Annotated in this window: 12 protein-coding genes; 4 read left to right on the top strand and 8 right to left on the bottom strand. The window is 69.8% G+C overall.

From position 1 onward, the window contains the following. Positions 1-93 precede the first annotated feature (93 nt). From P6166_RS05470 to lpxH, 4 genes are all read left to right on the top strand, one after another. Positions 94-645 (top strand): VCBS repeat-containing protein, encoded by a 552-nt coding sequence (locus P6166_RS05470; protein ID WP_277763490.1) that lies wholly within the window; start codon positions 94-96, stop codon positions 643-645. A gap of 308 nt (positions 646-953) precedes the next feature. After that, positions 954-2,096, top strand: a complete 1,143-nt coding sequence (locus P6166_RS05465; RefSeq protein WP_277763489.1) for a glycosyltransferase family 1 protein — start codon at positions 954-956, stop codon at positions 2,094-2,096. Beyond that, on the top strand, positions 2,077-2,622 hold the full coding sequence (locus P6166_RS05460) for a phosphatase PAP2 family protein (protein ID WP_277763488.1): 546 nt from the start codon (positions 2,077-2,079) through the stop codon (positions 2,620-2,622). Before P6166_RS05465 ends, P6166_RS05460 begins: the two co-directional genes overlap by 20 nt. A 32-nt stretch (positions 2,623-2,654) precedes the next feature. Beyond that, positions 2,655-3,401: a UDP-2,3-diacylglucosamine diphosphatase gene (lpxH, locus tag P6166_RS05455; RefSeq protein ID WP_277763487.1), complete on the top strand. Its 747-nt coding sequence runs from the start codon at positions 2,655-2,657 to the stop codon at positions 3,399-3,401. 93 nt (positions 3,402-3,494) lie between these two features. Here the strand turns inward: lpxH and P6166_RS05450 are convergent, their stop codons facing one another. The 8 genes from P6166_RS05450 to P6166_RS05415 all read right to left on the bottom strand — a co-directional run bounded on the left by P6166_RS05450 (position 3,495) and on the right by P6166_RS05415 (position 13,152). After that, a complete protein-coding gene (locus P6166_RS05450; RefSeq protein WP_277763486.1) occupies positions 3,495-4,313 on the bottom strand; it encodes a ferritin-like domain-containing protein in 819 nt (272 codons plus the stop codon). A 19-nt stretch (positions 4,314-4,332) separates the two neighbouring features. Then, on the bottom strand, positions 4,333-5,799 hold the full coding sequence (gene purF, locus P6166_RS05445) for an amidophosphoribosyltransferase (protein ID WP_277763485.1): 1,467 nt from the start codon (positions 5,797-5,799) through the stop codon (positions 4,333-4,335). Positions 5,800-5,831: 32 nt separating this feature from the next. Then, positions 5,832-6,533 (bottom strand): CvpA family protein, encoded by a 702-nt coding sequence (locus P6166_RS05440; protein ID WP_277763484.1) that lies wholly within the window; start codon positions 6,531-6,533, stop codon positions 5,832-5,834. Between the two features lie 88 nt (positions 6,534-6,621). After that, positions 6,622-7,656, bottom strand: coding sequence for an SPOR domain-containing protein (locus P6166_RS05435; RefSeq protein ID WP_277763483.1), 1,035 nt, complete (start codon positions 7,654-7,656; stop codon positions 6,622-6,624). A 63-nt stretch (positions 7,657-7,719) separates the two neighbouring features. Continuing rightward, a complete protein-coding gene (folC, locus tag P6166_RS05430; protein WP_277763482.1) occupies positions 7,720-8,988 on the bottom strand; it encodes a bifunctional tetrahydrofolate synthase/dihydrofolate synthase in 1,269 nt (422 codons plus the stop codon). A gap of 69 nt (positions 8,989-9,057) precedes the next feature. Continuing rightward, a complete protein-coding gene (locus P6166_RS05425; RefSeq protein WP_277763481.1) occupies positions 9,058-10,053 on the bottom strand; it encodes a diguanylate cyclase in 996 nt (331 codons plus the stop codon). 195 nt (positions 10,054-10,248) lie between these two features. Beyond that, positions 10,249-10,893 carry a histidine phosphatase family protein gene (locus tag P6166_RS05420; RefSeq protein ID WP_277763480.1) on the bottom strand — a complete coding sequence of 215 codons (645 nt, stop codon included), beginning with the start codon at positions 10,891-10,893 and terminating at the stop codon, positions 10,249-10,251. Between the two features lie 96 nt (positions 10,894-10,989). Further along, positions 10,990-13,152, bottom strand: a complete 2,163-nt coding sequence (locus P6166_RS05415; protein WP_277763479.1) for a S46 family peptidase — start codon at positions 13,150-13,152, stop codon at positions 10,990-10,992. Positions 13,153-13,223 lie beyond the last annotated feature (71 nt).

Raw genomic sequence — 13,223 nt, 5'->3', positions numbered from 1 at the left:
GGCGCGACTCAAAGGCAGGGTCAAGCGAGGGGATCGGGCGGGTGCTAGTGTTCCCTCCCGACCTACAGGGGATAAGGGTTCGGGCACCAGGATATGAAACCCATCATTGCAGTAGCCATGTTAGTCATCGCAATGCCTGCTTATGGCGCACAGAACCTGTGCGCCGGGTTGTTGCCCGGCGACCTCGCGCAGGCCCTGGAGCAGGCGAATCCTGATTATCGCCTGCCCAAGGAATCCGATAATCTCGAAGAAGACATCGAGTACGCAGTCTCACAAAAACAGAGCGCGTGCCTTGGTGTGGCGACAGCTGACTTCGATGGCGATGGTCAAGCCGATTACCTGGTCGCCATGCCGGCGAAGAACGCCAACCGTACGCTGATCACGGTGGCGCTCCGTAAGGAAGCGCAGTGGAAGCTGGATGCGCTCGACATGTGGCCGAACTCCAAGCAGCGGGTATTCGTGACGATCGAACCCGCAGGTCGCCTCGAACGCACGAAAGCGATCGATGGACCTACGCTCGAACGAGGCGAGGTTCTATCAATCCGCTGCAGCCATCCGTTCGCAGTCTACGGCTTCACCGAAGCCAATGCTGTGGCCTACTGCCGACAGGCGAATAGCTGGCAGCACGTCTGGATTTCGGACTAGCAGTTTTCGATCAGGGATTCCGGCCGTTGGCTGACTTTTTCGGCGCCGTGTGGCTAACGAGTCCCATACGAAGCAACGTGGAGCACATGCTCAAGCATGCAATCCGGCTGCCGCGACCATGATGCAGGCGCTGGCAAAGCGCGCCACACAGCTTTCGAGCTCGGCGATGCGCCCCGGCCGCGAAAGTTCAGATCTGCCCGCCATCATCTGATCTGCAAGACCAGGCCCACTCCGTCATCTAAGCGCAACACGCCTGACACACCCACGCCACCACCTCCCCCAAAACTGGCGACCATCCGGAGGTCGCCATGCGCTATGCCATCGTTACCGAGACCTACCCGCCGGAAGTCAACGGCGTCGCCCTGACCGTCCAGGGGCTGGAAACCGGGCTGCGCACGCGCGGCCATACGGTGCAGGTGGTCCGTCCCCGTCAACCCGCCGACGCGGCCAACGCCGACGACAACACCCTGCTCGTGCGCGGCGCCTCGCTGCCGCGTTATCCCGGCCTGCGCTTCGGCCTGCCCGCCATCCAGCGGCTGACCCGGCACTGGCAGGCGCATCGCCCGGACGCCCTCTACATCGCCACCGAAGGTCCGCTCGGCTGGTCGGCGATGCGCGCCGCACGCCGCCTCGGCATCCCGGTGGCCAGCGGCTTCCATACCCGCTTCGACGAATACCTGCCCGAATACGGCGCCGCCTGGCTGCAAGGTGCCGCCCTGCGCTGGATGCGCCGCTTCCACAACCAGGCCGGCGCCACCCTGGTGCCCACCGACGAACTGCGCCTGTTCCTGCACGACAACGGATTCGCCCGGGTGCGCCTGCTGGCCCGCGCGGTGGACAGCCTGCAGTTCGACCCGCGCCGCCGCGACGCCGCCTTGCGCGCCCAATGGGGCATCGACGAGAACGGCCTGGCGGCCATCTACGTCGGCCGCATCGCCGGCGAGAAAAACCTGCCGCTGGCCGTGCGCGCCTTCCGCCGCCTGCAGCAGGTGCGTCCGAAGGCGCGCTTCGTGTGGGTGGGCGATGGTCCGATGCGCGAACGCCTGCAGCGTGAAAATCCCGACTTCATCTTCTGCGGCGTGCAACGCGGCGATGCACTCGCCCGCCACTTCGCCAGCGGCGACGTGTTCCTGTTCCCCAGCCGCAGCGAAACCTTCGGCAACGTCACCCTCGAATCCATGGCCAGCGGCGTGGCCACCGTCGCCTTCGACTACGGCGCCGCGCGCCAGTACATGCGCCATGGCATCACCGGTGCAGCGGTGGCGGACGAAGCGGCCTTCATCGACTCGGCCGTGCGCCTGGCCGAGGACGACGCCCTGCGCCGCAACATCGGCCAAGCCGCCAGCCTGGCCATGAAGCAACTGCATCCGGACCGTGTCGTGGCCGATTTCGACGACACCCTGCAATCGCTCATCGCGCCCGGGGGGCACCATGCTGTCGACGCGGCTTGAACTGTTGCGCGGGCGCGAGACCCGCTGGTGCCGGCGCGCCAACCTGTTGTGCCGCCGCTCGCCGGTGCGCCGCTTCTTCTCCACCATCAGCCGCCTCGGCGATGGCGTGTTCTGGTACGCGCTGATGGGGCTGCTGGTGATCGTGGACGGCATGGACGGCGTGCGCGCCAGCGCGCACATGGCCGCCACCGGCGTGATCGCGCTGACCCTGTACAAGGCGCTCAAGCGCTGGACGCGCCGCCCGCGCCCGTATGCCGCCGACCTGCGCATCCGCGCGTGGGTCGCACCGCTGGACGAGTTCAGCTTTCCGTCCGGCCACACGCTGCACGCGGTGTCCTTCAGCATCGTGGCGCTGGCCTACTACCCGTGGCTGGCGCCGGTGGTGGTGCCCTTCTCCGCCTGCGTGGCGCTCTCGCGCGTGGTGCTGGGCCTGCACTATCCCAGCGACGTGCTCGCCGCCACCGCCATCGGTAGCGCGCTGGCCAGCCTGTCGCTGGGCTTCCTGCCGATGGAACGCCTGTTCTGAAGCGGGGCAATGCCTGGCCTACAATGCCGGGCATGACGACCCTTTTCGTTTCCGACCTGCACCTGGACCCGGCGCGCCCGGCGATCACCGACCTGTTCCTGGCCTTCCTGCGCGGCGAAGCGCGCCAGGCCGAGGCGCTGTACATCCTCGGCGACCTGTTCGAAGCCTGGATCGGCGACGACACGCCCTCGCCCGCCGCCGATGCGGTCGCCACCGAACTGCACGCGCTCGCCGACAGCGGCGTGCCGGTCTACTTCATGGCCGGCAACCGCGACTTCCTGGTCGGCGAGGACTACGCGCGCCGCGCGGGTTTCCGCATCCTGCCCGACCCGACGGTGATCGACCTGTACGGCCGCCCCACCCTGCTGATGCACGGCGACCTGCTGTGCACCGACGACGTGGCCTACCAGCAGTTCCGCGCGCAGACGCGCGACCCGGCCTTTATCGCGCAGTTCCTGTCCCAGCCCCTGGCCGCGCGCGTGGCGTTCGCGCAGCAGGCGCGCGCGGCGAGCCAGGCGCGGCAGTCGGAGTTGAAGGAAGGCGATCGCGCGCAGTTCGAGACCGTGACCGACGTGGCGCCGGCGGAAGTGGAAGCCACCTTCGCGCGCTACGGGCTGGACCGCATGATCCACGGGCACACGCACCGGCCGGCGATCCACTCGGTGCAGGTCGGCGATCTGTCGTGCACGCGCGTGGTGCTGGGCGACTGGTACGAGCAGGGTTCGGTGCTGCGCGTGGATGCGGACGGGATGGCGCTGGAGTCACTGGCGGCCGGTTGAGCACCGGCTGTAGGAGCGGCTTCAGCCGCGACCGTGCGGTATCCGGTCGCGGCTGAAGCCGCTCCTACAGGTGCATGCATGCCTGCAGAAGCACTACCTTGCCTGCTCCACCAAACTCGCCAACTCGTCCTCATCGAAGCCCGCCAGCAATCGCGCTTCCATGTTGAATGGCCCATGCAGGTAGCCGCCGGCGTATTCGCGTAGCAGCGCCTTGAACCGCGCGCGCGGTTCCACGCCCTCGCGCTGGCAGTACCAGCGGTACCAGCGCGAACCGGCCGCCACATGGCCCACTTCCTCGCGCAGGATGATCTCCAGGGTATCGGCCGTGGCGGCATCGCCCAGCGAACGCAGCTTGAGGATCATGCCCGGCGTCACATCCAGCCCGCGCGCCTCCAGCACGCGCGGCACCAGCGCCATGCGCGCCAGTCCGTCGTGGGCGGTCTTCTCGCACATTTCCCACAGGCCGTTGTGCGCGTCGAAGTCGCCGTAGTCGTGGCCGTATTCGCGCAGCCGCGCGCGCAACAACGCGAAGTGGCGCGATTCGTCGTCCGCCACCGATACCCAATCGGCCTGGAAGGGCGACGGTGGCGCGCGGAAGCGGTACACCGCATCCCAGGCCAGGTCGATCGCGTTGAGTTCGATGTGCGCGATGGCATGCAGGAAGGCCGCGCGGCCTTCCGCGCTGCCGAGGCCACGCCGCGGCAATTCGCGCGGATGCACCAGCGCCGGCCGTTCGGGACGACCGGGCATGCGGATCGCCTCGGGGGCCGGCGCCTCGGCCGGCATCGACAACTCACCGCGACGGAACGCGGCAGCGTAGCGCTGGGTCAGCGCGACTTTCTCGGTCGGGTCGGATGCCGACAGGCAGCGATGGGCTGCCTGCAGCAGGTCGCCGGGCAGGGCTGCGTCCATGGCCGCCTGCGCGCCGCGGTCAGGCGCGACGCTTGTGCTTGGCCTCGTCCGAGCGCAGCTGCTGGATGCGCTCGAAATAGCCCGGCTCGATGCCGGTGGTGTAGCGGCCGTTGAAGCAGGAGGAATCGAATTCCTTCAGCGCCGGGTTGCCCTCGCGCACCGCGCTCTCCAGGTCTTCCAGGTCCTGGTAGACCAGCCAGTCCACGCCGAGGAATTCCTGCACGTCCTGCTCGCTGCGGTTGTGCGCGACCAGTTCCTCGGCCGCCGGCATGTCGATGCCGTAGATGTTCGGGAAGCGCACCGGCGGCGCGGCCGAGGCCAGGTAGACCTTGCGCGCGCCGGCCTCGCGGGCCATCTGCACGATCTGCCGGCTGGTGGTGCCGCGCACGATGGAATCGTCCACCAGCAGCACCACGCGGTTGCGGAACTCCAGGTGGATCGGGTTGAGCTTGCGGCGCACGGATTTCACCCGCTCGCCCTGCCCCGGCATGATGAAGGTGCGGCCGACGTAACGGTTCTTGACGAAGCCCTCGCGGTACTTCACGCCGAGCACGTTGGACATCTCCAGCGCGGCATCGCGCGAGGTATCCGGGATCGGGATGATGGTGTCGATGTCGTGGTCCGGGCGCAGGCGCAGGATCTTCTCGCCGAGCTTCTGGCCCATGCGCATGCGCGCCTTGTGCACCGAGACGTTGTCGATCATCGAGTCCGGGCGCGCGAAGTACACGTACTCGAAGATGCACGGCGTGTGTTCCACCGGCGGCGCGCACACTTCCGAGAACAGCTCGCCGCGCGCGGTGATCACCAGCGCCTCGCCGGGCTGCACGTCGCGCACGCGCTGGAAGCCGAGGATATCCAGCACCGACGACTCGGAGGCGACCACGTATTCCTCGCCTTCGGCGTGCGTGCGCTTGCCCAGCACCAGCGGGCGGATGCCGTGCGGGTCGCGGAACGCCACCAGGCCCAGGCCCAGCACCACGCTGACCACCGCGTAGCCCCCCTTGCAGCGGCGATGCACGCCGGCCACCGCGCCGATCGCCGCCTCGGGCGTCAACGTGCCCTGCGCCTGCAGTTCGTGCGCGAACACGTTCAGCAGCACTTCGCTGTCCGAGTCGGTGTTGATGTTGCGGCGGTCGGCCTCGAACACCTGCTGGCGCAGGGTCTCGGTGTTGATCAGGTTGCCGTTGTGCGCCAGCGCGATGCCGTAGGGCGAGTTGACGTAAAACGGCTGCGCCTCGTCCATGCCTTCGGAGCCGGCGGTGGGATAGCGGCAATGGGCGATGCCCACGCGGCCTTCCAGCACGGCCATCTTGGTTTCATCGAAGACGTCGCGGACCAGGCCGTTGGCCTTCTGCACGCGCAGCCGCGTGCCATCCGCCGTGGCGATGCCCGCCGCGTCCTGGCCGCGATGCTGCAGGACGGTCAGGCCGTCATAGAGCTGCCCGGCCACGTTCTGGTTGCCGACAATACCGACGATGCCACACATGTTTGCGCGATCTCCGCTGGGGCTTGCGCCCGCTACTGTGAAGGTGGCCGTGCCTGGCCGTGGGGGTCGGCCCGCCGAGGGCCGTGTTCGCCGTCGCGCGCGGGCGCCGGCTCGATGTTCGTGGGCAGCGCCGTGGCAGGTTCCGCCACGGCCGTCTCGCCGCCCTGTCCCACGTGGCCTTCCGCCGCGGGCCCTGCGACGGGCTGTCCCGTCGCGGAGAGGTGTGCATTATCGCCCGGCAAGGCCAGCTTGCCCAAATCCGCCACCGGAACGGACCAATCCGGCAACTGCGCGCGCATCCAGTGCGCGCCCGGTGCCAGCCAGGGCACCACCTGCGATTGCCGCCACGCAGCTTCCTGTGGCAGCGAGCTGTAGCCCATCAGCAGCACCATCACGCAGGCCAGCACCACGCCGCGGACCGCGCCCAGGCCGAAGCCGGCGATCCGGTCGAGCCCGCCCAGCCGTACCGCATTCACCGCCGCGCGGATCAGCCAGCCGACGATCGCCACCGCGGCGAACACCGCGATGAACACGCCGCCGTAGCCGCACAGGTACTGGGTCAGCGTCGGCGTCTGCCCGCCGGCCAGCCAGTGCGCCGCGGCGCCACCGAACAGGAACGACAGCCACACCGCCAGGATCCACGACAGCGTGCCGACCACGATGCCGATGAAGCCGCGAAACAGCCCCAGCAGCGCCGACAAGCCGATCACGCCCAGCAGTACCAGATCGATCACGCCGCGCTCCGTGCGTCAGGGTCGGCCCGATGGCCGGGTGCCGCCGTCCCGTGGGTGGGTGCGGGCCGCGACCGAATCAAGGCCGGGCTCAAGGATGCGGCCGCACCATGCCGGCGATGCCGACCTTGGCGGCGACCTGCGCCTTCAGCTGCTCGGCATCGGCGCGGTTGGCCACCGGCCCGACGCGCACGCGGCTGAGCGTGCCCTTGTCGGTGCGGACCTGTTCGACGAACGCGCTGAAACCGGCCGCGCGGACGCGATCGCGCAGGGCGTTGGCGTCCTCCACCCGGCCGAAGGCACCCAACTGCACGGCGAAACCCACGCCACCGGCGGCAGGCGCGGCCGGCGCGCTCGGCGTGGCGGGCTGGGTGACCGGCGGCGCCTGCGGCTTGGGTGCCGGTTCAGCCGGCTCGGGCGCTGCGGCGACCGGGGTGGCCGGCTTCGTCGCGGCCGGGGCCGGCGTGGGCTTGGCCGGTTCCGGCGGCAGCGGCTCGCTGCGCACCGGCGCGGCCTGCGTCGGGGCCGGCGTGGGCGCCGGGGCGGGCGCGCTGGCGACCGGGGCCGGCGCGGCGGCGTTGGCGTCCAGCACCACCACCTGCGCGTTGACGTCGCTGCGCACCTTCACCGCTTCCAGGCGCACCGACTCGGCCTGCGCCTGGTCGATGTACGGCCCGATGCGCACGCGCCAGGCGGGGCGGCCGTTGATCTGGGTCTGCTCGCTGAAGCCCGGCAGCTGCGCCTGCTTGAGGCGCGCGATCACTGCGTTGGCATCGGCCTCGCTGGCGTAGGCGCCGAAGTTGACGGCGTAGTTGCCCGCCGCGGTGGCCGGCGGCAGCGCGCCGGCCTCCTGCGCGGCGGCGGCCGGGTTGGCTGCGTCGGCCACGGCGGCCGGCGCGCCGGTGTCCATGCCGACCGCGCCGCCCTGGGGTGCGTTGCCCGGCGTGACGAGCGGCAACTCCCGGGTTTCGAACTGGCCGTCGGCCGGCGCCGGCGGCGCCTCGATCGGCACGTCGCTGACGCCGCTGTCGGGCGCGGGGCCCTTCACCAGCATGGGCAGGAAGATCACGGCCAGCGCCACCAGGACGATGGCACCGATAAGACGCTGTTTCAGGGCGGTATCCACTAGGCGTTCGGCGGCGAGGCAGGGAATCGCGGCGATTATAAGGCGCGCGCGCCGGTGCCGGCCTCAGGCAACTGAATGAAGTGCCTGCATGGCCTCGGCCACGGTGTGGAAGGAGCCGAACACCAGCACGCGATCACCGCCCCGTGCGCGTGCCAGGGCAGCGCGCAGCGCCTGCGCCACGGTCTCGGCCATCTCGCCCTGCGCGGCGGCCGTGCCGGCGAGGCGTTCGCGCAACGCGGCGGCGTCCTGCCCCCGTGGGCCCGCGAGCCCGGCCAGGTGCCAGTGCGCGACATGCGCCTCCAGCGCCTGCGCCACCGCGTGGCTGTCCTTGTCGGCGAGCGCGGCGTACACCGCGTAGGTCTGCCCTTGCGCCGGACGTTCCTTCAACGATGCCGCCAGCGCGCGCGCGGCCTGCGGGTTGTGGCCGACATCGAGCAACACTTCCACCTCGCCCACCGCCACCGATTGCAGGCGGCCGGCTACCCCAGCGGCGGCGATGCCCTCGGCCCAGGCCGTGCGGGGCACCGGCTTGCCCAGCGCGCGCAGCGCGGCGATGGCCGCGCCGGCGTTGGCCAGCTGCACCGGTGCGCGCAGCGCGGGCATCGGCAATTCCAGACGGAAGGAGACATCGCGCCAGCGCCAGCGCGTCGCGTCGATCGGCTCGCAGAAATAGTCGCTGCCAAATCGGATCGCGTTGGCGCCGAGCAGGTAGGCGCGGCGCAGCACGCTGGACGGCGGGTCGATCTCGCCCAGCACCACGGGCTTCCAGCCGCGGATGATCCCGGCCTTTTCCGCGCCGATGGCCTCGCGGTCCTCGCCGAGCCAGTCGGTGTGGTCGATGTCCACGGTGGTGATGATCGACACATCGGCATCGACCAGGTTGACCGCATCCAGCCGCCCGCCGAGCCCGACCTCCAGCACCGCCAGGTCCAGCCCGGCGCGGCCGAACAGCCACAGCGCGGCCAGCGTGCCGTACTCGAAATAGGTCAGCGCGGTGTCGCCGCGCGCGCCCTCCACCGCGGCGAACGCGGCGACCAGTTCGGCGTCCCCGGCATCCTGGCCATCGATGCGCACGCGCTCGTTGTAGGCCAGCAGGTGCGGCGAGGTATACGCGCCGACCTTCCACCCGGCCGCCCGCGCGATGGCTTCCACGAAGGCCACCGTCGAGCCCTTGCCGTTGGTGCCGCCGACCACGATGACGTGCTTGGCCGGGGCGCCGAGCGCCATCCGGGTGGCCACCTCGCGCACCCGCTCCAGCCCCATCGCGATCGACTGCGGGTGCTGGCGCTCGATGTATTCAAGCCATTCGGCGAGGGTGTTGGCGGTGTCCATGGGGCAAGGCCGGCTGAAAAAAACCGCGCCATTATCCCGGTTCCGCCGCGGCCCGGGCAGTGGGTGGGCTCAGCGGCGCAGGCGCGCGGAGGCCTTGGCCACGTACATGGCGCGGTCCGCCGCGCCCAGCCATTCGTCCATGCCGCGATGGTGCGAGGCCAACGGTGCCACGCCGATGCTCACCCCGACGTGCAGTTGCGGCCAGTTCGGCAGGCGCAGCATCGCCACGCCCTCGCGCAGTTCGGCGGCCACCCGCTCGCCCTCGGTGAGGCTGGCGCCGAGCAGCAGCGCGAACTCGTCGCCGCCCAGCCGGGCCGGGAAACCGGTGGTGCCGGCCTGCTCGCGCAGCAGCCGGGCGATCTCGCGCAGCACCTCGTCGCCGGCCACGTGGCCGTGGCGGTCGTTGATCGCCTTGAAGCCGTCCACGTCCAGCATCAACAACACCGCCGGCGTGGCCGCCGAACTGGCGCGTGCCGAGGCGACCATGTCCTGCGCGCGCGCATTGAAGAAGCGCCGGTTCGGCAGGTCCACGCCCGGATCGGTGAGGTTGAGGCGGTCGAGCTGGCGGTTCTGCTGGGCGATGCGGCGCGCCAGCTGGTAGCCCACATGGCTCAGCGCCAGCATGTAGATGAAGATCGGCGGCAGCGAACAGGCAATGGTGCGCGTGGAGGCGATCGGCTCGAAGCGCCAGCCCACCGCCCAGCCGGTCAGCAGCAGGACGAGCACGCAGGCCAGCGACGCGCGACCGAGTAGGCGCCAGCCGCCAGCGGCGAGGCGGTCGGCGGCCAGGATGCTCAGCATCGCCGTGGCGGGCACCAGGCTGAAGTGGGTGGCGGCGATCCAGAAACCACCGAAAGCGGCATCGGCCACCAGGTTGCGGTGTTCGGCGGCGATGGGGTCGCGCGCGCGCAAGGCCAGCGCGAACGCCACGTGTGGCCAAACGAGCACGTTCAACGCCACGAGCACCGCATGGCGCCCGAGCGAGCCCTGTTCCAGCAGCACGGACACATAGGGCACGCACAGCAGCAGCACACCGAGGTTGCGCATCGGGTAGATGCGACGCACGAAGGCACGAGCCTTCGCCCGTGATTCCTGGTTCGAGGCGTAATAAGGCATCGGACGGGAGACGTATGGCGGCAAACGACAAGGCGACAGCCGCAACGGACACCGTCCGCGGCGCCACCAGCCTACGTCATCGGCACCAGGCGCGGCATCGGGAAAGACCTGACGCGCGCGCGTGTCGCAGCCCGGCGCGGTGCGTCAGAGCGCGCGGTGCTTGGCCTCGCCAAAGAACGGCGTGTGGTGGCTGCAATCGTTCAGGCGCACCACTTCCAGGTGCTCCACGTCTTCGCCTTCCAGCAGGTTGAGCGTGGTCGGCGCCTGGCGGAACGTCCACAGCCGCGAGAGCGGGATGCCCAGCACCTTGCACAACAGCACGCGGTTGACCGCGTCGTGCGCGACGACCAGCAGCGTGTCGTCCGCGCCCAGCCCTTCGGCGGCGGCGGCCAGGCCGCGCCACGAACGCTCCAACACCTGCCGCAGCGATTCACCGCCGGGCATCAGCACGGTGTCCGGCTCTTCGCGCCAGGCGCGCAGGCGCGCCGGGTCCTTGTCGTGGATCTCGCTGGCCAGCAAGCCTTCCCACTCGCCGTGGGCGATTTCCTGCAGGTCGGCATCCAGCGTCAGCATGCCTTCGCGTGCCGGGCCGAGCGCGAAGCGCGCGGTGGTTTGCGCCCGGGTCAGCGGCGAGGCCACGGCGCGGTCGATGCGTACGTCCTTCAGCCGCTCGCCCAGCGCGCGCGCCTGCGATTCGCCCACCGGCGAAAGCGGGATGTCGATCTGGCCCTGGTAGCGGCCTTCGGCGTTCCACGGCGTCTCGCCGTGACGGGCAAGCAGGATGCGCATGCGGGAGGTTTCCTGGGGGAACGCGCCGGCGGCGCCGGCGCGGGGATCGCGATCATAACCGCTGCGGCGGGCCTTCCGGACCGCCGCGGCGCCGGCTCAGGGCCGCAGGCCCAGTTCCTTGATCAGCTGGGGCGCCGGAGCGACCTCGCGCATGATCCATTCCAGGTAGCGGCTATCGACGGAGATCATGCGGGTCATCGCCGGGTCGAACACCCAGTTGCTGCTCACCGATTCCCAGTTGCCGTCGAACGCCAGGCCGACCAGCTTGCCGTGCGCATCCATCACCGGCGAGCCGGAGTTGCCGCCGGTGATGTCCAGGTCGGAGAGGAAATCCACCGGCACCGAACCCAGGCGCTTGTCCTCCAGGCCGGCGTAGCGCTTGGCCTTCACCGCGTCGAGCAGCGCCTTGGGCGAATCGAACGGCTCGGCCCCGGTCTCCTTGGCCACGACGCCTTCCAGCGTGGTGAACGGGGTGTACTGCACGCCGTCCTTGGGCGCGTACCCCTTCACGTTGCCGAAGGTGATGCGCAGCGACAGGTTCGCGTCCGGATAGACGAATTCGCCCTGGCTCTTCTTGTAGTCGGCCAGCGCCTGCAGGTACACCGGGCGGTATTTGAGCTGCTCGCCCTTCTGGATCTTCTCCTGCTGCTCCAAGGCCAGCAGCGCCGGCATCACCGCCACCGCGTAGCGGATCGCCGGGTCGTCGCTGGCTTCGAAGGCCGCGCGGTCGGCCTTGAGCCACTTCAGGCGTTCCTCGGTGTTGCCCAGACGGGTGCCGTCCAGGCGTGCCACCGCCGCGTCGACGTCGCCCCCGAGCCACTGGTCCATCGCCGGCAGGTGCTGGTTCGCCGGCAGGGCGGCGTATTCCTTCAGCCAGTAGGCCTGCAGCTGGCGGTCCATGGCCGGCACGTAGCGGCGCTCCATCTGCTTCATCGCCCCTTCGATCTGCGGCAGGTCGCGTTCCTGGTAACCGCCCTGGCGCTGGGCGTCGGGCTTGGCACGTTCCAGCGACAGGCGGTAGAGCGTGGTGGCCGCGCCGAGCGCGCCGGTGCGGTTGAGCTGGCCCACCACCAGGTCGCGGGCCTGCGTCTTGCGGGCCTGCGTGTTGAGCGACACCAGCTGCGCGTGCGCCTGCAGCCCGGCCTTGCCCTTGGCCCCCTGACCCTTGAGCCACCCCAGCACGGCGGCTTCCTCGGCGCGCTTCTGGCCTTCGGCGTCGATGCGCTTGAAGCCTTCCAGCTGGCCCTCGTAGTTCTTGCTCGTGTTGTTCCAGCTGGCCATCGTGCTGGCGTACTTCACCCGGATATCCGGGTTCTGCTGCCCGGCCTTCTCCACCAGCGAGATCACGTTTTCGTAGTGCCGCGCGATGGTCGGGTAGGTCCACTGCGCGGTGTTCTCGAACTCGCTGACCAGCGCATAGCGGTTGGTGCGCCCGGGGTAGCCGGCGACCATGACGAAATCCCCCTCGCCCAGCGGCTGGTCGGCGAACTTCAGCCAATGCTTGGGCTGGTAGGGCACGTTGTCCTTGGAAAAAGCAGCCGGCTTGCCGTCCCGGCCGACGTAGGCGCGGTAGAAGGAGAAATCGCCGGTGTGGCGCGGCCACATCCAGTTGTCCACGTCGCCGCCGAACTTGCCCACGCTGCCGGGGGGCGCGTAAGCCAGCCGCACGTCCTTGATCTCCAGGTTCTTGAACAGGCGGTAGGTATTGCCGCCTGCGAAGCTGAACAACTGGCAGCGGTAGCCGCCTCCGGCCTCGCACGCGGCGATCTGCGCCTTCTCGAACGCTTCCAGCGCCTGCGTGCGCTTGAGCGCATCGGCCCCGGCGGTGGCGAGCGCGGCCTGGGCCTGGGTGGTGACGTCGGTGATCTCGTCGAGCACGTAGATGCGGGCGTTCGGACCTGCGCTCAGCTCCTCGGCGGGCGTCGGCGCGTTGAAGCCGTGCTTGATGAGGTTCTTCTCGGCGGTGGAATTGAGCTGGATGGCGCCATAGGCACAGTGGTGGTTGGTCACCACCAAACCCTGCGGCGAAACGAAACTGGCGGTGCAGCCGCCAAGGGCGACGACCGCGCCCATCGGGTCGCCGGTCAGGTCGGAAAGTTGCTCGGCCGAGCGCTTCAGGCCGGCCTTCTGGAGCGGGCCGGCGATTTCCGGCAGCTGTTGCGGAACCCACATGCCCTCGCCCGCCCGGGCTGGGGAGGCCACCAAGAAACCGGTGGCCAGGGTGGAGGCGATGGACAGGGCAAGCAGGGTAGAACGCATCGGCACCAACTTCGCTGGAAAGATGACCGCAGTGTAACCGCCCCCCCCCCCCCACATCCCTCCCGCTGCCC

This window comes from Stenotrophomonas sp. HITSZ_GD, from assembly GCF_029543105.1.
In the GTDB taxonomy this organism is placed as follows: domain Bacteria; phylum Pseudomonadota; class Gammaproteobacteria; order Xanthomonadales; family Xanthomonadaceae; genus Stenotrophomonas_A.
This window is presented reverse-complemented; position numbering and strand designations above follow the sequence as displayed.

Coding starts and splice junctions, on each gene's coding strand:
- P6166_RS05470 (WP_277763490.1), top strand. CDS start 94: ATGAAACCCATCATTGCAGTAGCCATGTTAGTCATCGCAATGCCTGCT.
- P6166_RS05465 (WP_277763489.1), top strand. CDS start 954: ATGCGCTATGCCATCGTTACCGAGACCTACCCGCCGGAAGTCAACGGC.
- P6166_RS05460 (WP_277763488.1), top strand. CDS start 2,077: ATGCTGTCGACGCGGCTTGAACTGTTGCGCGGGCGCGAGACCCGCTGG.
- lpxH (WP_277763487.1), top strand. CDS start 2,655: ATGACGACCCTTTTCGTTTCCGACCTGCACCTGGACCCGGCGCGCCCG.
- P6166_RS05450 (WP_277763486.1), bottom strand. CDS start 4,313: ATGGACGCAGCCCTGCCCGGCGACCTGCTGCAGGCAGCCCATCGCTGC.
- purF (WP_277763485.1), bottom strand. CDS start 5,799: ATGTGTGGCATCGTCGGTATTGTCGGCAACCAGAACGTGGCCGGGCAG.
- folC (WP_277763482.1), bottom strand. CDS start 8,988: ATGGACACCGCCAACACCCTCGCCGAATGGCTTGAATACATCGAGCGC.
- P6166_RS05420 (WP_277763480.1), bottom strand. CDS start 10,893: ATGCGCATCCTGCTTGCCCGTCACGGCGAGACGCCGTGGAACGCCGAA.
- P6166_RS05415 (WP_277763479.1), bottom strand. CDS start 13,152: ATGCGTTCTACCCTGCTTGCCCTGTCCATCGCCTCCACCCTGGCCACC.